Consider the following 17,452-nt stretch of genomic DNA (forward strand, 5'->3'; position numbering starts at 1 on the left):
CCAAACAAAAAGCGGTGAACGTGCCAAACTCTGACCTATCAAGGGTGTAATGCAAAACTCGATTAAAACTCTGACCCGAGATCGTAGTGGTTTTTTAACCCTATCCCTGACCTTTTTTATTGCTTTTGGACTGTGGGGCATTTTAAATCATGCCATGTGGCGAGATGAAATGACCATCTGGCTCATTGTTCGAGATACCACATCTTGGGGCGAATTTCTCAACGTTCTCCGGTACGAACCCCACCCCATCCTCTGGTATTTCTGCGTCGCCGTTTTACAACAATTCAGCCAGAATCCCGTTTCGATGCAATTATTTCACCTCCTTATCGGCATAGGTGTTGCCTACTTGATTCTGACCCAATCCCCCTTTACTCGCCTGCAAAAAGTCCTATTAACCTTCGGCTATTTACCCTTTTATGAATACCTACTGATTAGCCGCAACTACAGCCTAGGATTACTTTTTGGTCTGGGAGTCTGTGCGCTATGGAAAAATCGCCAACACAGTTATTTAGGCTTATCCATTTTGCTGTTTTTGATGGCAAACTCTAACGCCTATAGTTTATTTATTGCCCTTGCGTTAGGGGCAACTTTAATGTTAGAATGGACATTTAGGCAGCCACTTAAAGTTAACTTAAAAGCTAGTTTAAGCAATCGATGGCTAAGTTTTATTATCTTTCTTTCCGGAATTATTCTATCCCTCTCCTTTCTCATTCCTCCCCCCGATAACTTAGAACGAGGAGGCTTAAGAAGTGGCTGGCAGTTTAGCTTTGATTTCCGCCATCTTTTAACCACATTAGCTAGAATTTGGAACAGCTATATTGTAGTCATTACAGCCGGAGATAGTAAATACTACAGTGTAGCCATTTGTGGCCTACTAGGTTTAGGACTGCTGCTCTTTTTTGCCGGATTTTTGCTCAGAAAACCCATCCTGCTCTTCTTCTACCTCCTCGCCAGTTCAGAAATTTTACTCTTCACCTATACCAAATTTCTCGGCGCACAGCGTCATTTTGGGCATTTATTTATTGTCCTAGTGATCACCTTCTGGTTAAGTTATTACTATGCCCCATCGGGCTTAATAACACGCTACTGTAAAGGCAAAATGAGACAGGTTTTAAACTTCTGTAATCGTCAGAAAACCTCCCTTTTTGTGGTGTTATTATACGCCCAATTAGCCGGGGGAATTGCCGCTTATATCCGCGATATCACCATCCCCTATTCTGCCAGTCAAGCCGCCGCCGAATATATTCAAGCCAAGGGGTTAAATCATCTCTTTATTGTCGGGAGTCGCGATGTAGTCATCAGTCCCCTCACAGGCTATTTAAACCGGAAAATTTACTACCCAGAACGCCAAGGACTGGGCAGTTTTGTTTTATTTACTCCCCAACGGCAGGAAGTAGACGAGTCAGAAGTATTAAGACAAGTGCAGGAATTAGTCCAAATTCATGGGGAACTGTTGCTGATTTTAAGTTACCCCATAACGGGGGTTAGAGAGGATTTAACCATTCGTCCCCTTGCCAACTTTCATGAGGGATTCATTTACAATGAAAAATACAATCTCTATCGCGTTTCTTTGTGATTAACTCACACCTAAAATGTCCTTATCCCATTTTCTCATCGGACTCCCCGGTGCAGGAAAATCCACTTTTTGCCAACGATTAAACCCCTTGGGACATTATACCCTTGTCTCACCGGATCAGATTCGCGCTCAATTCTACGGAGACACCCTGATTCAAGGGGATTGGGGGGAAATTGAACAGGAAGTGCTGCGACAAGTCAGGGCAAGCTGGCAGGCTGGAAAACCTGTGATCTATGATGCCACCAATGCTAAACGAGTTTGGCGCATGACCTTGTTGCAAAAATTGCCCCCCGAGATGGTATGGGTAGGATGGCATTTAATCACCCCCCTAGAAACTTGTCGCCAATGGAATCAACAACGGAGTCGCGTGGTGCCGGATTTTGTGTTAGAACGGATGCACCAATCCCTCCAACAATTTCCCCCTTGGAGGGCGGAGGGATTTGTCGCCCTGTATCCGGTTTTACCTCATGAGTGTGAAGAGTGGCAAATCCAAGATAAATTAGCGAGTTTGGGGGAAAATCCCCCCTCTGTTCCCACTTTTCCCCTGCACCGTTATTCCAAGCTGGTGGATTTTGAGCGTCTGTTGCACCTAATCGCGTTGTTTTTAAGCCATCCGAGTCTAGACGGGGGGAATATAGAGGGGATTTGTGAGGTGATGGAAGTCCAACGGGGGAGGATTTATGCTGAGGGAAATGCGATCGCCCAAGATATAGAATGGTTAGCACAACAGGGCATTGTACAAGGTCAGACGCAACAACTTCCCACCTCCTCCTGTGTCCTTTCCCCCCTTCCCTCCTTTCCCCTCATCCCCCATCCCTACTCCAATTTTGCCGCTTTTGAACGGTTAGTGTCTCTCCTCCGTTTTATCCTTTATCCCCCTCTGCGGGAGAGAATCACTGGGAAACCTCTGCCAACGGTAGTCCACATCCTCACCCGTGCCGGATTGGACAATAACAACCTTTTAGAAGATATCCAGCTTATTATCAAACCCTACGGTTTAGGGTTATCGTGAATCAGTGAACAGTCAACAATTCTCAATTCCCCATTAACGACTAAAATCATGTCTCGTCAACCCATTAACCCGTTTTTACTCATTGGATTAAGTGGTTTTTTTACCCTAGGGAGTCAACTATTTATCGATCTCTATCGTGTATTTTATCAAGACTCCACCATTTACTGGACTCATCAATCTATGCCATTATCCCTTGAGCAAACCGAGAATAATTTTCAGCTATTGATTGCCGGAAAAAGTCTGAATCGTCACTTATCAGAACAAACCCTTTATGGTGTAGATAACCAAGGAAGACAATACCCGATTGTAGCGCAAGATATTAGTGTTCGACTCAATAATTGGCCTCAAGTAAAAGCAAATCTCTTACTCAAAACGACCTTGACCGGATTTGCGTTTGGGATTACAATGACCCTTTTAATTTTGGGCTGTGTTCAAACCTTTAACCACCCACAAAAAAATTAAGTAGGGCTTGCTGAATAACTCGGGGAGCAGGGGAGCAGGGGAGCAGGGGAGCGGGGAATTGATAATTGACAATTGACAATTGATAATTATTACCTATTCCCTATTACCTATTGCCTATTCCCTATTCCCTATTCCCTTATGGAGTCTAGCGTTGTGCTTTTTCAGCAGACCCTAACTAAACCCGTTCTACCCAAATTTCCTCGGCTGTTTCTCGATCTAAAGCGGCACGAGTTCGACCCATACTAATAATATAAGAAGGGAATTGTTGTTCAACTTTAACCTGACAACCGGGCATGATTCCCAAAGCCATTAATTTAATTAAAGTCTGCTCAGTTTTCGGCTTCAGGGCTACAACTGTGTGGATTTGACCTTTTTTAACGGTGGATAAAGCATTCATAACTAGAAATTAACTCCTAAGAGGGTTAAACTGAGATGGAGAACATAGCCGATGAAAAAGGCAAAGGGAATAATAAATACAACCATCCAGATGGTATTTTTTAACCCTTGTTCTTTCACTAACATTTGTAACTGGGCAACACAGGGTAAAAAGAGGGTCAGGACAACGGCGGCGACGACTAACTGATTGCCTGTGAGTGCGCCCTGTTGTTGAATGTCAAAGAGTCCGGCTGCGCCATAATCTCGACGGAAGAAACCGTAAAGGAAAATGGGGGCGGTTTCTTGGGGAAGTCCTAATGCTCTGGCAATGGGTTCAATGAGGCGAATAATGGCATCAAATAGACCTGTTAAACGACCGACCCAAATTAAGACTGAGGCCCAAATAAAGAGGGGTAAAACTTCCCAGAAATACCATTTCATGCGAACCCAAGTTTTTATTAAAACGTTGCGTAATTTGGGCAAACGCAGGGGGGGGATTTCCATATAAAAGCCGCCGGATGTGCCGGGGAGGAGTCGAGCGGTGAGGTAGCCTATGCCTAAGAAGATGGCAAAAATCACCCCACCCCAAACAAGGAGGGCGGCTGGTTTCTGGGCGAGGAGGCCGAGGATAACGCCCCACTGGGCGGCGCAGGGGATGGCTAGGGAGAGGAGGAAGGCGGCAATGAGGCGTTCCCGTTGGGTGGTGAGGGTGCGTGTGACCATGGTGGCCATTGTGTCGCATCCTAAGCCCAAAACCATGGGAATCACGGCACGACCGGATAGGCCTAGGATTTTGAAGAGGCGGTCTAACATGAGGGAGAGTCGGGGGAGGTAGCCACTGTCTTCGAGGAGGGAAAACATGAGGAAGTAGGTGGCGACGACGGGGAGGACTATGGCGACGGCGTACCGAATGCCGAGGGTGATGATGCCGTAGTCGTGGGCGATGAGGTCTTGTAGGATGGGCCAGGGGATTAGTTGGCTGGTGATTTGGTCAACAACGGGGTTGATCTGTTCTTCAAAGAATCCTTCGATGCCATCGACAAGGACTCCGGCTCCAAATTCGCCGACGAATTTATAAACGCCGTAGTAGAGAATGAGGAGGAGGATGGGAAACCCGGTGAGGGGGTTTACGGTGAGACGGTGGAGGTGTTCAACGAAGGAAAGGCGGGGGGTGTCGGTGATGAGGAGTGCCTGATTTTCAAGGTGTTGGGCTTGCTGTTGGCGGGTTTGTGCGATCGCCAAGGAAAGGGGTTCACTCAGTTTTTCTTGGGTTTCGAGGATCAGGTGTTCAATATCTAAACGCTGGGGAAAGTCCGGGGGACAAGCGTCCCAGAGTTGGGGGTCTTTTTGCAGGAGTAAGAGGGCTAAACTGCGCGGGGTCAGGCGATAATTCTGCCAGGGGTGGGGATGTTGTAACCATTGTTCGAGTTGTGCGATCGCCTGTTCAATCGCTTCGGGATAAATGACTAGAGAATTCAAGGATTTACCTCCTAAATGAAAACAACCTCAAACCAATAAGGGCAGAGGTGGGGCGGGGATTTGTTGTTGAAGGGTCTGTTTTAACTCCTGAATGCCTTGATTCAGTCCGGCAGCCATCAAAATCACGGGAATCTGTAACTGTTGAGACAGGATTTCTGGGTGCAAGGCTAGTCCTAAGCGCCGTGCTTCGTCCATCATGTTAATGGCTAAGATCAAAGGCAGGTCTAATTCTAATAACTGAAGGGTTAGGGGTAACATTCGCCCTAGGTTTTTGCCATCGACAACATGAATGATGCTGGCGAAATCATGGGTTAAGAGGAGGGTTTTAGAAACGGCTTCTTCTTCACTGATGGGTAAGAGGGAATACATTCCGGGGGTGTCAATGACTGTCACCGTCTGTTCACCTAAACGCATCACCCCCCGACTCACTTCTACGGTTGTGCCGGGATAATTGGACACGGTGGCGTAAATCCCGGTCAGGGCATGAAATAATACACTTTTCCCCACGTTGGGCATTCCCACTAAGGCAATTTGGGCATCAGCAACGGTTAATTCGTCAGGAATCTGGGGTTGCTGTTGATTCCTTAGCCCCAGGGACCAATTCTTAAACAACCCGCTTTTCGGAGTCCCTTTGCCAGACCCACAGTGCGAGTTACAGCGATGACAGTCCATTCACGCTCCCCTTATTTATTGCAAATCTTTTTCAACTACTATTGTACAAGTGAGGTGATGTTCAAGGGCAACAATTTCCGAATTTTTTAACGATGGGGACAGGGTTGAGAGGGGGGGCTTGTTGCCGCACTTTTAACGTCTGTTATCCCAGTAAATCACAGGGTTTTGTGGGGTTTAAGGTCGGAGTCCTTGGGTCAGGGGTGGGGAGGGAAGAATGGCAGGGGAGAGGAAGTAGCCGGGGGAGGGGATTCTTGCAAATTATCATCAATTGTTCAGTTCAATTTCTAGCCATTTGTGCCGTGAAGATAACCCATGAGTGATTCTGACCTGAGATTTCGATACACCGTAGGTTTTAGCAAGAAATTGGATTAATTCTTGATTGGCTTTGCCGTCAACAGGGGGAGACTTAAGACGGATCATTAAACTCCCGTCGGGGGCTTCAGTCAGGCTTTGAACTTTAGAATTAGGCTTAACGGTGACTTGTTTTTTCATGGGGTAGTCCTGTTGGGGTGAGGCAATTCCGAATTAAAACCAAACTCTGGGAAGGTTGTCTAACTTCTACGGTACAACCAAAACTAGGATTCAGTTTGGAGAGGAGCAACCAATCACCATGAAGTATGTGCAGGAATATCGGGACGCGGAGGCCGCCCAAACCTATGCTAAGGCGATCGCCAAAATTACCACCCAACCCTGGACAATCATGGAAATCTGCGGGGGACAGACCCATGCCATTGTCAAATATGGCATTGATACCCTACTCCCTGATGCCATTACCTTAATTCACGGCCCCGGTTGTCCCGTCTGCGTTACGCCCATTCATCTCATTGATCAGGCGATCGCCCTAGCCTCCCACCCCGACATCATCCTCTGTTCCTTCGGCGATATGTTGCGCGTCCCCGGCAGTCAGCAAGATTTACTCATGGTCAAAGCCGCCGGAGGAGATGTCCGCATCGTCTACTCCCCCCTCGACTGCCTCAAAATTGCCCAAGACAACCCCCAGAAACAAATCGTCTTTTTCGCCGTTGGCTTTGAAACCACCGCCCCCGCCACCGCCATGGTCGTTTATCAAGCCCAACAAAAAAACATTCAGAACTTCTCCCTCCTCGTCTCCCATGTCCTCGTCCCCCCGGCAATGGAAGCCATTCTCTCCTCCCCTCAATGTCAAGTTCAGGGCTTCCTCGCCGCCGGCCATGTTTGCACTGTCATGGGGTATGAAGTCTATCAACCCATCGCCCAAAAATACCAAGTTCCCATTATTGTCACCGGATTTGAACCCGTCGATATTCTGCACGGGATTTATCTCTGCATTCAACAACTCGAAGCCGGACAGGCCTTGTGTGAAAATCAATATAAACGTTCTGTGCGACCTCAAGGCAATCTCCCCGCCCAAGACCTAATTAAGACCATCTTTGAAGTTGTTCCCCGTCGTTGGCGTGGCATTGGGGAAATCCCCCACAGTGGCCTAGGTTTGCGTCCCGAGTACCGCCAGTTTGACGCAGAACAGCGTTTTCAAGCCGAATTAGCTCAAAGGCCCCCCTCTCGCACCGATGAAACCCTCTGTATTAGTGGGGAAATCATGCAAGGTCACAAGAAACCCTTTGAGTGTTCGGCCTTTGGGACAACTTGCACCCCAGAACACCCTCTCGGCGCTCCTATGGTGTCTTCTGAGGGAGCTTGTGCCGCTTATTATCGTTATGCCCAAAGGAGGGTCATGACGACGGTATAGGGGAATTTTGACCCGTTAGGGCTTGCTGAGAAAGTCTGCTTGTCGGGGAGCAGGGGAGCAGGGGAGTGGGGGGGTCAGGAGTCGGGTGTAATGTCATTGACTCACTTTAGCCAGAAACCGGGTTGCGTTCATTGTCTAGTTTTCTCGATACACCCTAGCAAAAACCCGGTTTCTAATATCAATTATCAATTATCAATTCCCTGTTCCCTAGCCCCACGAGTAGAGTTATTCAGTAAGCCCTAATCAGTGAACAGTAAACGGATGACTATTCACTGATTCCTCTTCACTTAAAAAACAAGGGCTTAAGGAGTTAGTGATAAGTTAATGACTCACCCCCTTCCCAAACCACTTTGGGGGGTTTTTTAAGGTAAAAACCTCCGTTGCCTCTGCAATAGCGCGTCGGATATAAGAAGGAGTTTGCATTAATCCTAATAGCGTAATCCCATCCATTAAACGGAAACCTCCCTTGGTTTTTTCCGCTAACAAACGATCCACCTCCTCCGGTTCTGGACGGGTATTAATGGGTTGATTAGAAGCCAAAGCAAACCCCCAAGGAGCGCCATAGGTTGGCACAGGAGAACAGTAAGAGACGACATCACTAAAAATGGTCTTGACGGTGTTTACTAAATTGGCATGAAACCCCAATTCTCCCACCGAAACTGCACCCGCTTGGATGACAAAATAACCGTTAGGGGCTAGGACATTTTTAATCTTCTCGAAATATTCCTGAGTAAATAGGGCAAAAGAAGGCCCATCTTCAATGGCATCGGATAGATCAGAAACCACTACATCCCACTGTTCTGAGCAGTTTTCTAAATAGGCCACCGCATCGCCAATAATTAACTCTAACCGGGGATCAGAAAACGAGTTTTGATGGAGGTCTACCAAGTGTTCCTTACAGGCATCTACCACATCCCCATCAATATCTACCATAACCACCCGTTCAATGGTATTCCAGCGCAGAATTTCCCGCACGGCTGCCCCATCTCCCCCTCCTAAAACTAAGGCTTTTTTCGGGGAACCATGACAGATAAAAGCGGGGTGAATTAAGGGTTCATGATAGAGAAATTCATCCCCCGTGCAAGTTTGCCATTTTCCATCTAAAACTAAAGCCTTGCCGTAGACTCCCGTTTCCACAATGAACATTTCTTGATATTGGGTTTTTTTATAGGCAAAAACCTGAGTAATCCCATGTTCATAGACATCCCACGGGGTGATATATTCCTTAATCCAAGCATCAGCTTTTAGTTCACTTCCTGCCATAATTTACCCTCCTGATGGAATTTTGCACAGTCTTTCATTATACCCCGAAAAAGCCGGATTTTTAATGAAGTCGAATTAACCGACCTTCGGGGGAATCTGTTAAGACATAAAGAGAACCATCGGGGCTTTCCCGGACATCTCGCACTCGCTGACCAATGGGGATTTCACGCTGATCTACCACCTCACCAGAGTCATTGACTTGGATATGATGCACTGCTTGAGAGACTAAACCCCCCGCAAACAAATCCCCCTGATGCACCGCTAGACCGGACGGTGCGATCGCCGGAGTCCAAACCACATCCGGATCCACCATATCCGGATGGGATTGAAGGTCAGAAATCCGCCCCCCCGTATATTCCCGACTATGGGTGACTAAAGGCCAGCCGTAATTCTCCCCCCCAGCAATACGATTTAACTCATCTCCCCCCCGAGATCCATGTTCCGTAGACCATACTTGACCCGTTTGAGCATCAAGAGCCAATCCCTGAATATTCCGATGGCCATAACTCCACAGGGCCGGGTCACTGTCGGAATCTCCCACCCAAGGATTATCACCCGGAATTGAACCATCATCATTAATCCGTAGAATTTTACCCAAATGACTCCCTCGATTTTGCGCCTGTAAGCGAATGAGTTCCCCCCCCAGTCGTAGGGGAGGATTGCCCCCATCCCCAATACTCACCAGCAGAGTCTCATCCGGCAGCCAAACCATACGGGAGCCAAAATGCTGACCTCCCTGTTTCAGGGGTAAGGCTTGGAAAATCACCTCGACATTTTCTAAGCTGTTTCCCCTTAATTCCCCTCGCGCCACTCGAACGCCGTTCGCCTCCTGTGTTCCGTGGGAATAGGTAAAATAAATGAGGGAATTTTCCTCAAAGCGGGGATGAACCGCAATATCTAATAATCCTCCCTGACGGAGGGCTAATATCTCGGGCAGTCCGGCCACAGGAGTCGGGTCAAGAACCCCATCCCGCACTATCCGTAAGCGTCCCGGGCGCTCAGTAATCAGCATCGTCCCATCCGGCAGCCAAGCCAATCCCCAAGGATGCTCTAAATTCTCGACAACGGTGGTTGTTTGCCAGTTGTGAGTTAGGGGGATAGCCGAGGAGTCAGAATCCGTGGCGAGGATGTTTTCTGGTTCCCCTCTCTCGGCAGAGTTCCCTAAATTCTCCGGTGGGGTTTCTGGGGGGGTAGCACAGGCCATCAACAGAAAGACTCCCAGTAAGCTACTAGCCATAAGCGGTTGAATCATCTTGAGTCTCATTGGGTCTATCGCTCCAAATCACATCATCACACTAGAGTTCACGCTAACGAGAAAATCGCGCAACGGCAAGTTGAGTCAAAATCAGCGTTGTTCTGCTTGAGACAAGTAAAATCCTATTTTGGGATTATCCTAATATAGGTTTATCCTCGCTTTCATAACTCCTGTGCTAATTCAAGCACGATGAAATCTATTTTTAGGCCAGAGTATGATGTCTTTCGTCGATGCCTGATCACGGCTCGAAAAGAGGCGCAGTTAACTCAAGCAACCCTTGCTAAAGCGCTCAAAAAGCCTCAATCCTTCGTTGCAAAATATGAAAATGGCGAAAGAAGATTAGATGTTATTGAGTTCCTCCTAGTCAGTCGTGTCATTGGCGTAGACCCTTGCGAGATTTTAAAGCAAGTTGAGCAGGCTTGTAAATTTATATCTTGTAAGGAATGGGAATGAATACCCAAGACGCTATCAGCGTTGCAGCACAATATCTAGATAATTTGTCTGGACACACATTTGATCTGCTCAATATTTCTAAACCAATATCGGTTGAATCAGCTGTTAATTTAGCCAAAGTCATTTCTAAACTATCACCATTATTAGGAAATTTGATTGAATTTAACACAGTTGAGATTTTGAATAATCAGGAAATATTCGTACCATTTGGAGAATGGAAAAGGCAAGACCCAGGATTTCCTGATACCATTTTCATTGGTAGCGTCCAGCCTACCCCCGGATTGGAAATAAAAGCATGGTTTCCATTGGCTACCGAAATAACGGCTCGTTTCAAGGATAGTCAAAATCATTTTCAGTTTGATCAAACATATGTTGCTTTACTTGCTTGGCTTCCTGAAGCGTTAATTTATGGTAAACCCAAGATTTTAGATGTATGTGTTTTATCTGGTTTTTCAGTGGCTAAAGCAAGAGATGACCACTATCATAATCCTCCTGATTATCTTGTTCTCGAACCTGAAGATACAACTCAAAGGACGGCAAACTTGCAGCAAACCAATACTAACGGCTACAAGTTTCAAGGAACAAATGAGGAGTTGCTTGAAGCTGAAAAAATAGTGAATTCTTGGGGCAAGGATGGAAGAATTTATCAACCCACACAAGATTATCAGATGCTATTGCGACAACTGATCACTCGCTTCAAGTACAGATTAGATACCAATTTTGCCAAAATGGATAGGATTGTGCATCCGGGAATTGAAAAATTTAAGCAGCGTGTCTATAAAACACCATTCTGTGGCATGGAAGTTGGACAGTGGAATAAGCTTTTAGCAAGTCGTAGAGAGGAGTTAATCCAATCTGCTTTAAGGGAACACCTTGCCATTAAAAAAGGGAATATTGATGAGCTACTTGACTAAACCTTTTGACTCCATAGTAGAAATAAGTCTCGTCAATTTCACAGGCGAAAGCTTTTCGATTGAGAATATTAGCCGCTAAAGATGCGCTGAAAAGTCCACCAAAGGGTTCCCAGACAACATCCTGTTCCTCACTTGAGGCTTCAATGATTAGTTTCATCAGATCCAGTGGCTTTTGATTTAAGTGAATGGCTTTACCCTCAGCAGACTTAATGCGTTCATCATCACGCAAAGCTGAACGATCCCAAACATTGGTAAAACCGTGTGGGCAATTAAATTTAGAGCGCATTTTCTGCCAGTCTTCTCCGGTTAAGGGAGTCTTACCATCTTTAGAAAAATAGGGTTTTCCCTCTGGTTTTCCGTTTTCGTTCGCATAGAAAACTAATTTCTCAAACATGGCGGGCGGCGGAAAATACCATAAATGTCCTTGATTAAAATATTTTCTTGTTGCTGCATCTGCAACCCCACAAGCCTGATTAGCTTGGCGCAGAGGCAAACCGGATCTTAGCCATTCTTTTCGCAGCCATTCTTTCAGCGTTAAATTATTAATTCTAACTTCTCTAACATATTGCACACAAACTTCTGTAACTACTGGGAAACGCCTTATTTTTTCTGTGTTGATATTCCCTGCAATGTGACCTTTGCCTTTATTCCAGATATTGCAATTCACATATCGCCAACCAAATTTCTCAAGTATTGGATGCACCACAGCCCAACCAATTTCTGAGTTCCAAAACCAAAGGGTTGTACTGGGTAGGGCAAACTTAGACCAAGCTTCTATATGGGGTTGATACCATTCAGGTAGATCAAGATGATCTGAGGTATCCCCTTCAAAGCCTAAAATACCATAGCCTCCATCTGAGACTATTACGGTAGGTTTTTCCCAAGAATCATAATGTTCAATACTATTACCCAGCCTTAGACTAACATGGTTGTTATTCCAAGCGGAAAAGTCAAGTTTCTCGGTGATTTGGACAGTTTTACCACGACCCACAGTGCTTGTTGCTTGATTCTTCTTTGCCCTTGGGAGGCTCTGGGGAGGCTTCGGTAGACCCATGTATTTTTCTGATTGTTTCAGGAACAGGATGAACAACAACTTCAATGGGTGCTGACTTGAGTTTCCTCTGGCTGGAGTTGCCAAGTCCTAGCTTCTGGGGGGATACGTTGGTTTAATAGGGCCATCATGGCGAGTCCTGTAATGCCACTGATGGTTAACCAGGTTACACCTAAGCCGATAATCTCACTAAAAAAGACTTGAGTGAGCGATCGCAATCCTCCCCCCACTAACCATCCTACCGCCAAGGCCAATCCCCAGCCCAGAGAATTCAAAATAATCCACCACTGGGCTAAAGGGATAAACTGCCGTAAAAAAATCCATTGCACCGTACCCAAGATTAACCCCGTTGTCACCCCATAGGCCACCCCATAGAGCAAGCGAAAGCCGATAAAATTCGTGTGGGGAATACTCCAACCAATCGCCCCCAATCCTCCCCCGGTGATCACAAACCACCCCAAAGCTGTCATAATGAGCCATCCCCGCGCTTGGGGAAGTTCCTTCCGCAGGACGAAAAATTGGGCAATTCCGACAAACAGTCCCCCCAAAGCCCCGGAAAACATCGATATATCAGGGGTTTCCCCTACCTCCACCACCAACAGACTCACTCCATAACCGATCAGTGTTGCCATCATCCAATCGACCAAAAAATCCCACCCTAAAGGGATGTAATGGAAACGTCGTCTCACAGGATAGCCCATTCTTTCTCGTTAGCACGTCACAGCCTACAATCATAGAATAGCTCGCTAAGTCGAATTTAGTCCCCATTCCGCAATGAAGATTGAGCAAATTGAGTTTTTTGTAAAGAATGCCCAAGAATGGCGGCATTGGTTTGAGCAAAAAATGGGCTTTCAATGGCAGTCTATGACAGAAGATGCCCAGACTGTTTCTCATATTCTCAGCAGTGGGGAAATTCAACTGAAACTCTCCTCTGCTTCCCATCCTCAAAGCCCAGTTTTTGAATATCTCCAAGACCATCCGCCGGGGGTCGTGAATTTAGTCTTTCACGTGCAAAATTTGGATACCATTCTTGAGCGGTTAACTCAACATAATTGGACCTATTGCGCTGTGCAAGGCTATCATAAACGGGGAATTATAATTGAGATCATTGATGGATTAACCCAGACTTTACTAGAAGACAATCGAAACGGGCTATCTAAAGTAAGCAATCGTACTGTAACCGGAATTAATGCTATTGATCATCTTGTGCTCAATGTCCCGACCGGACAACTTGAACCTGTGGTCAAATGGTATAGTGAGATATTTGACTTAATTCCTCAACAACAGTTTACGATTCAAACGGAACAATCGGGATTATATTCACAGGTTTTAGTTCATCCTCAAACAGGACTTCAACTGGCGATTAATGAACCTACGTCGGCCAACTCGCAAATTCAAGAGTTTTTAGACTATAACGGCAAGGCGGGCATTCAACATATTGCGTTAAGGGTAGAACACATTGTCAAGGCGACAAAACACTTAAGTTTATCAGGGGTGCGTTTTTTGACAACTCCTGACGAATATTATCAGGATTTAAAAGGACGAATTCCCCCGTTTCCCCTTTCTCCCTCCCAATGGCAAGAACTTGAACAATGGCAGATTTTAGTGGAACATCAACCCGCTCGTCATGCGACTCAAGGGGATGCTCTACTTTTGCAAATTTTCACAGAACCGATTTTCGGAGAACCGACGTTCTTTTTTGAGTTAATCGAACGACGAAACAACGCCCAAGGGTTTGGGGAAGGTAATTTTACAGCCCTCTTTAAAGCCATAGAACGGCAACAACTACAACGCCAAGAAAATGGGCTACATTGACATACTCTTTATCTATAGCGAAGCTTAGATAGAGAATAGATCAAGGATGATACTAATGATTAATAAACAATGGCGACTGCTTTGGGCTTCACTTTGCCTGTGGGGAGTGCTAATAGGTAATAATTCTGCTCAAGCTTTACCTCCTGCGGAGGATATTCCCGAGGAAGTGTTACGGACGGAAATTATCCTAGACGGACGCTCTCGCTTAGACGGAGAACCGCTAACGGCGGCAGAATACGCGGAATTGGAGGCTTATTTAAGGGAAGGGGTTTCGGTGGTACAACTGGATCCTAAAATTCGAGAGTTGATTTTCCTGTTACGCTTACGAAAAGCGATTAACACGCTAATCCCATTTGTCAATTTCTAAGGGTCTAGTCAAAGGGCGATGTTACAACCAATTTGGGGCTTACTCACCATTTTTATTCTCTGTCCTCTGTTGGGAGGACTGCCAGTGATTGGTTGGTTAACCAAACGGTTCACCCGTCAGGATTTAGGGGCGCTGGGGACGGGCAATGTGTCGGTTTCGGCGGCCTTTTATCATGGTGGGGTGGGGATTGGTTTGTTGGCGGTGTTGTCGGAGGCGCTGAAGGGAATTCTGGCGGTTTTGTTGGCGCGCTATTTTTTCCCCCAAGAACCGGCTTTAGAGTTGGTGGCTTTGTTCGCTGTGGTGATGGGACGCTATTGGGTGGGGAAGGGTGCCGGGACAACGAATGTGGGATGGGGGATGATTGTTCACAGTTGGCAAGCGTCCCTGTTTATTCTGCTGTTGGGTGTGGTGAGTTTTACTCTGTTTCGCGATCGCCAATCGGGACGGTTTGCCTTTCTTTTCCTGTTGCCTCTGGTTCTTGGTCTGTTATACCCTCAAGACGGTTCCCGGATTTTCGCGGCGATCGCACTCGCCCTATTACTCGCCTGGATTTACTATAAAATCCCAGATGATCTAGACTTGCCCGAACAAAAAGCAGCCCAGGAGTCTCAAACTATGTTTCGTTTCTTTCGGGGAGATCAGGCCATTCTCACCCTACAAGACCGCCTAGACCCCCGCAAGGTCGGCAAAAAAGCGGCCACCTTAGCCCAATTAAAACGCTGGGGCTATGCCGTGCCGGAGGGCTGGGTCATTCCGGCCGGGGATGACCCACAACCTTTGATTTTATCCCTCGACCCCTCCCCCACCAACCCCCTGATTGTCCGCTCTTCGGCCTTGGGGGAAGATACAGAAACGACTTCGGCGGCCGGTCAATATCTCTCCATTGCCCAGATTACCGATAGTCAGGCCTTAGAAGAGGCGATTTTACAATGTCAACGTTCTTATAATCGACCCCATGCCATTCAGTATCGACGCGATCGCCTCACCGCAGAAGGATCCTTAGCCGTCATAGTCCAGAAACAGATCCCCGGAGTTTTTTCCGGGGTAGCCTTCAGTCGAGATCCCGTCCGTCGTTATGATCCCGCCGTCGTTATTGAAGCCTTGCCGGGGGATGCGGCGGCCGTAGTGTCCGGTCGTCGCACCCCGGAACGCTACCGCCTCCACTGGCCAGAAACGCCCTCTAGTGACCCAGAAACCCCCCCAGAAATCCCCATAGAGGGGACGGGTAATATCCCCCCCAACCTACTGCGAGAGGTGGCGGCACAGGTGCGAGAACTCGAAGAGCGGTTTTTTGGCATCCCCCAAGATATGGAATGGAGTTATGACGGTCAACAACTCTGGATTCTCCAAAGTCGCCCCATTACCAACTTACAACCCATCTGGACCCGCAAAATTGCCGCCGAAGTGATTCCGGGAGTGATTCGACCCCTCACTTGGTCGATTAACCGCCCCCTGACCTGTGGGGTGTGGGGGGATATTTTTCAAGTGGTCTTAGGAGAACGCGCTCAAGACATTGATTTCACCGAAACCGCCACCCTGCACTACTCCCGCGCCTACTTTAACGCCAGTTTGTTAGGCCATATTTTCCGCCTGATGGGACTCCCGGCCGAAAGTCTGGAATTCCTCACCCGAGGGGCGAAATTCTCCCGCCCCCCCCTCACCTCCACCCTGCGCAATCTCCCCGGTCTTTGGGCGCTCTGGGGGCGAGAACGGCAGTTAGAACAAGATTTTGAGGTGGATCTCAAAAAGCGCTTTCTCCCCACCTTAAATCAACTACAATACCCCGATCATGCCCTTTCTGACGAGGAATTACTGGCGCGAGTGGACTTAATCCTCTCCACCCTCAAACGGGCGACCTACTACAGCATTCTTAGCCCCCTCAGTGTCGCCCTGCGCCGCGCTCTTTTGAGGGTCAAGGTGCGGCAGTTGGACAATAGCCAAGCGCCGGAAATTGCCTCGACCCGGGCCTTGGCTCAACTAGCCCTCAAAACCCGGAACTTACTGCCTATGAGTCAACTGCACTTTGACAGTTGCCCTTCCCTCTTTGCCTATCTCGCCGAAATTCCCGACGGGGAAAATGTTCTCGCCCAGTTTCAACAGTGGTTAGACCGTTATGGTTATTTGAGCGAAGTCATCACCGATATTGCTTATCCCCGTTGGCGAGAAGAACCCCGCCCGATGCGAGAATTATTTACCCAATGTCTGCTCAATGACCAGCGCCGCGCCCAAGTTGAACAGATTCAACTCGTTAAAAACCCAGGAATGCGCGCCCGTTTGGTGCAACAACGGGTGAATTTACAAAATCAAGTGGCGGAAATTTATGCCAAACTGCTCGCCCATTTACGCTGGACTATTGTGACCTTAGAACAGCGTTGGTTAGATCAGGGGAAATTGAGTGAGGGGGGGGATATTTTCTTTTTGGAATTGGAGGAAATTCGCACCATCATTGAAGAGGAAAACACCCCCCGGCATGAGTATTTAGCGGATTTGATTGCACAAAGGCGATCGCACTGGCAACAAGATAAAGCCCTCAGCGCCGTTCCCTATATTGTCTACGGCAAACCCCAAAACCTCGACCCCCTCCCCGTAATTTCCCCCCTCACCACCCAGCAAACCATTCAAGGCATTGCTGCCAGTCCTGGTCAAGTAGAAGGACAAGTCAAAATCCTGCGCCATTTACCCCAAAATCTATCCTTACCCGAAAAAACCATTCTCGTAGTCCCCTATACCGATGCCGGATGGTCGCCCCTGTTAGCCCAAGTGTCAGGTCTGATCTCCGAAGTGGGGGGCATTCTCTCCCACGGCGCCATTGTCGCCCGAGAGTATGGCATCCCGGCCGTAATGGATATTCCCCACGCAACAGAACAGTTTCAGGAGGGGCAATGGGTGCGTTTAAATGGGGAAACCGGACAGGTAGAAATTTTAGCTTAAATGTCGAGAGAAGCCCCCCACCCCACTACGTTGAAGATGGGGTATTCTGTCCGACATTCTGGATAAAAACCGAGTTTCAGTTGTTTCTGAAACTCGGTCTT

The 17,452-nt window shown here is 47.4% G+C and carries 17 protein-coding genes; 9 read left to right on the plus strand and 8 right to left on the minus strand.

Features of this window, described 5'->3' with window-relative positions; genetic code table 11:
- The first annotated feature begins 49 nt into the window (after window positions 1-49).
- The 3 genes from K4A83_RS03615 to K4A83_RS03625 are packed head-to-tail and all read left to right on the plus strand — an operon-like array spanning window position 50 to window position 3,050.
- Window positions 50-1,576: a hypothetical protein gene (locus tag K4A83_RS03615; RefSeq protein WP_265263047.1), complete on the plus strand. Its 1,527-nt coding sequence runs from the start codon at window positions 50-52 to the stop codon at window positions 1,574-1,576.
- A gap of 16 nt (window positions 1,577-1,592) precedes the next feature.
- Window positions 1,593-2,588: an ATP-binding protein gene (locus K4A83_RS03620; protein ID WP_265263048.1), complete on the plus strand. Its 996-nt coding sequence runs from the start codon at window positions 1,593-1,595 to the stop codon at window positions 2,586-2,588.
- A 48-nt stretch (window positions 2,589-2,636) separates the two neighbouring features.
- A complete protein-coding gene (locus K4A83_RS03625; RefSeq protein WP_265263049.1) occupies window positions 2,637-3,050 on the plus strand; it encodes a hypothetical protein in 414 nt (137 codons plus the stop codon).
- Window positions 3,051-3,225: 175 nt separating this feature from the next.
- On the opposite strand, the gene K4A83_RS03630 is transcribed toward K4A83_RS03625, so the two are convergent.
- From K4A83_RS03630 to K4A83_RS03645, 4 genes are all read right to left on the minus strand, one after another.
- Entirely contained in the window at window positions 3,226-3,447 is a 222-nt protein-coding gene (locus tag K4A83_RS03630) for a FeoA family protein (protein WP_265263050.1), read from the minus strand.
- 2 nt (window positions 3,448-3,449) lie between these two features.
- Window positions 3,450-4,904, minus strand: coding sequence for a ferrous iron transporter B (locus K4A83_RS03635; protein ID WP_265263051.1), 1,455 nt, complete (start codon window positions 4,902-4,904; stop codon window positions 3,450-3,452).
- Between the two features lie 27 nt (window positions 4,905-4,931).
- On the minus strand, window positions 4,932-5,576 hold the full coding sequence (locus tag K4A83_RS03640) for a FeoB small GTPase domain-containing protein (protein WP_265263052.1): 645 nt from the start codon (window positions 5,574-5,576) through the stop codon (window positions 4,932-4,934).
- Between the two features lie 264 nt (window positions 5,577-5,840).
- Entirely contained in the window at window positions 5,841-6,068 is a 228-nt protein-coding gene (locus tag K4A83_RS03645; RefSeq protein ID WP_265263054.1) for a DUF167 domain-containing protein, read from the minus strand.
- Between the two features lie 118 nt (window positions 6,069-6,186).
- Here K4A83_RS03645 and hypD point away from each other — a divergent pair, with 118 nt between their 5' ends.
- Window positions 6,187-7,302: a hydrogenase formation protein HypD gene (gene hypD, locus K4A83_RS03650; RefSeq protein WP_265263055.1), complete on the plus strand. Its 1,116-nt coding sequence runs from the start codon at window positions 6,187-6,189 to the stop codon at window positions 7,300-7,302.
- Window positions 7,303-7,623: 321 nt separating this feature from the next.
- On the opposite strand, the gene K4A83_RS03655 is transcribed toward hypD, so the two are convergent.
- Together K4A83_RS03655 and K4A83_RS03660 are read right to left on the minus strand one after the other, a co-directional pair.
- Entirely contained in the window at window positions 7,624-8,565 is a 942-nt protein-coding gene (locus K4A83_RS03655; protein WP_265263056.1) for a spermine/spermidine synthase domain-containing protein, read from the minus strand.
- Between the two features lie 61 nt (window positions 8,566-8,626).
- Window positions 8,627-9,817, minus strand: a complete 1,191-nt coding sequence (locus K4A83_RS03660; protein ID WP_265263057.1) for a PQQ-dependent sugar dehydrogenase — start codon at window positions 9,815-9,817, stop codon at window positions 8,627-8,629.
- A gap of 192 nt (window positions 9,818-10,009) precedes the next feature.
- Between K4A83_RS03660 and K4A83_RS03665 the strand changes: the two genes are divergently transcribed.
- Both K4A83_RS03665 and K4A83_RS03670 read left to right on the plus strand, forming a co-directional pair.
- Window positions 10,010-10,273 (plus strand): helix-turn-helix domain-containing protein, encoded by a 264-nt coding sequence (locus K4A83_RS03665; RefSeq protein WP_265263058.1) that lies wholly within the window; start codon window positions 10,010-10,012, stop codon window positions 10,271-10,273.
- Window positions 10,270-11,187, plus strand: a complete 918-nt coding sequence (locus K4A83_RS03670) for a hypothetical protein (protein ID WP_265263059.1) — start codon at window positions 10,270-10,272, stop codon at window positions 11,185-11,187. Before K4A83_RS03665 ends, K4A83_RS03670 begins: the two co-directional genes overlap by 4 nt.
- On the opposite strand, the gene K4A83_RS03675 is transcribed toward K4A83_RS03670, so the two are convergent.
- Both K4A83_RS03675 and K4A83_RS03680 read right to left on the minus strand, forming a co-directional pair.
- Window positions 11,153-12,241 (minus strand): DNA methyltransferase, encoded by a 1,089-nt coding sequence (locus tag K4A83_RS03675; protein WP_407809805.1) that lies wholly within the window; start codon window positions 12,239-12,241, stop codon window positions 11,153-11,155. The two genes, K4A83_RS03670 and K4A83_RS03675, sit on opposite strands and share 35 nt — an antisense overlap.
- A 41-nt stretch (window positions 12,242-12,282) precedes the next feature.
- On the minus strand, window positions 12,283-12,939 hold the full coding sequence (locus tag K4A83_RS03680) for a hypothetical protein (RefSeq protein ID WP_265263061.1): 657 nt from the start codon (window positions 12,937-12,939) through the stop codon (window positions 12,283-12,285).
- Window positions 12,940-13,012: 73 nt separating this feature from the next.
- Here K4A83_RS03680 and hppD point away from each other — a divergent pair, with 73 nt between their 5' ends.
- The 3 genes from hppD to K4A83_RS03695 are packed head-to-tail and all read left to right on the plus strand — an operon-like array spanning window position 13,013 to window position 17,351.
- Window positions 13,013-14,053 carry a 4-hydroxyphenylpyruvate dioxygenase gene (gene hppD / locus K4A83_RS03685; protein WP_265263062.1) on the plus strand — a complete coding sequence of 347 codons (1,041 nt, stop codon included), beginning with the start codon at window positions 13,013-13,015 and terminating at the stop codon, window positions 14,051-14,053.
- Window positions 14,054-14,108: 55 nt separating this feature from the next.
- The gene (locus tag K4A83_RS03690; protein WP_265263063.1) at window positions 14,109-14,420 is read left to right on the plus strand and encodes a hypothetical protein; all 312 of its coding nucleotides are present in this window, start codon (window positions 14,109-14,111) and stop codon (window positions 14,418-14,420) included.
- 18 nt (window positions 14,421-14,438) lie between these two features.
- Complete coding sequence (locus K4A83_RS03695; protein ID WP_265263064.1) at window positions 14,439-17,351, plus strand: glycerol-3-phosphate acyltransferase; 2,913 nt, start codon at window positions 14,439-14,441, stop codon at window positions 17,349-17,351.
- The last annotated feature ends 101 nt before the right edge of the window (window positions 17,352-17,452 follow it).

This window comes from Spirulina subsalsa FACHB-351, assembly GCF_026130165.1.
Lineage (GTDB): Bacteria > Cyanobacteriota > Cyanobacteriia > Cyanobacteriales > Spirulinaceae > Spirulina_A > Spirulina_A subsalsa_A.

Bases quoted from the DNA above. Each gene is read 5' to 3' on its own strand.
- K4A83_RS03630 (WP_265263050.1), bottom strand. From the start codon at position 3,447: ATGAATGCTTTATCCACCGTTAAAAAAGGTCAAATCCACACAGTTGTA.
- K4A83_RS03680 (WP_265263061.1), bottom strand. From the start codon at position 12,939: ATGGGCTATCCTGTGAGACGACGTTTCCATTACATCCCTTTAGGGTGG.
- K4A83_RS03665 (WP_265263058.1), top strand. From the start codon at position 10,010: ATGAAATCTATTTTTAGGCCAGAGTATGATGTCTTTCGTCGATGCCTG.
- K4A83_RS03675 (WP_407809805.1), bottom strand. From the start codon at position 12,241: ATGGGTCTACCGAAGCCTCCCCAGAGCCTCCCAAGGGCAAAGAAGAAT.
- K4A83_RS03620 (WP_265263048.1), top strand. From the start codon at position 1,593: ATGTCCTTATCCCATTTTCTCATCGGACTCCCCGGTGCAGGAAAATCC.
- K4A83_RS03660 (WP_265263057.1), bottom strand. From the start codon at position 9,817: ATGATTCAACCGCTTATGGCTAGTAGCTTACTGGGAGTCTTTCTGTTG.
- hppD (WP_265263062.1), top strand. From the start codon at position 13,013: ATGAAGATTGAGCAAATTGAGTTTTTTGTAAAGAATGCCCAAGAATGG.
- K4A83_RS03640 (WP_265263052.1), bottom strand. From the start codon at position 5,576: ATGGACTGTCATCGCTGTAACTCGCACTGTGGGTCTGGCAAAGGGACT.
- K4A83_RS03615 (WP_265263047.1), top strand. From the start codon at position 50: ATGCAAAACTCGATTAAAACTCTGACCCGAGATCGTAGTGGTTTTTTA.
- K4A83_RS03695 (WP_265263064.1), top strand. From the start codon at position 14,439: ATGTTACAACCAATTTGGGGCTTACTCACCATTTTTATTCTCTGTCCT.
- hypD (WP_265263055.1), top strand. From the start codon at position 6,187: ATGAAGTATGTGCAGGAATATCGGGACGCGGAGGCCGCCCAAACCTAT.
- K4A83_RS03690 (WP_265263063.1), top strand. From the start codon at position 14,109: ATGATTAATAAACAATGGCGACTGCTTTGGGCTTCACTTTGCCTGTGG.
- K4A83_RS03655 (WP_265263056.1), bottom strand. From the start codon at position 8,565: ATGGCAGGAAGTGAACTAAAAGCTGATGCTTGGATTAAGGAATATATC.
- K4A83_RS03645 (WP_265263054.1), bottom strand. From the start codon at position 6,068: ATGAAAAAACAAGTCACCGTTAAGCCTAATTCTAAAGTTCAAAGCCTG.
- K4A83_RS03625 (WP_265263049.1), top strand. From the start codon at position 2,637: ATGTCTCGTCAACCCATTAACCCGTTTTTACTCATTGGATTAAGTGGT.
- K4A83_RS03670 (WP_265263059.1), top strand. From the start codon at position 10,270: ATGAATACCCAAGACGCTATCAGCGTTGCAGCACAATATCTAGATAAT.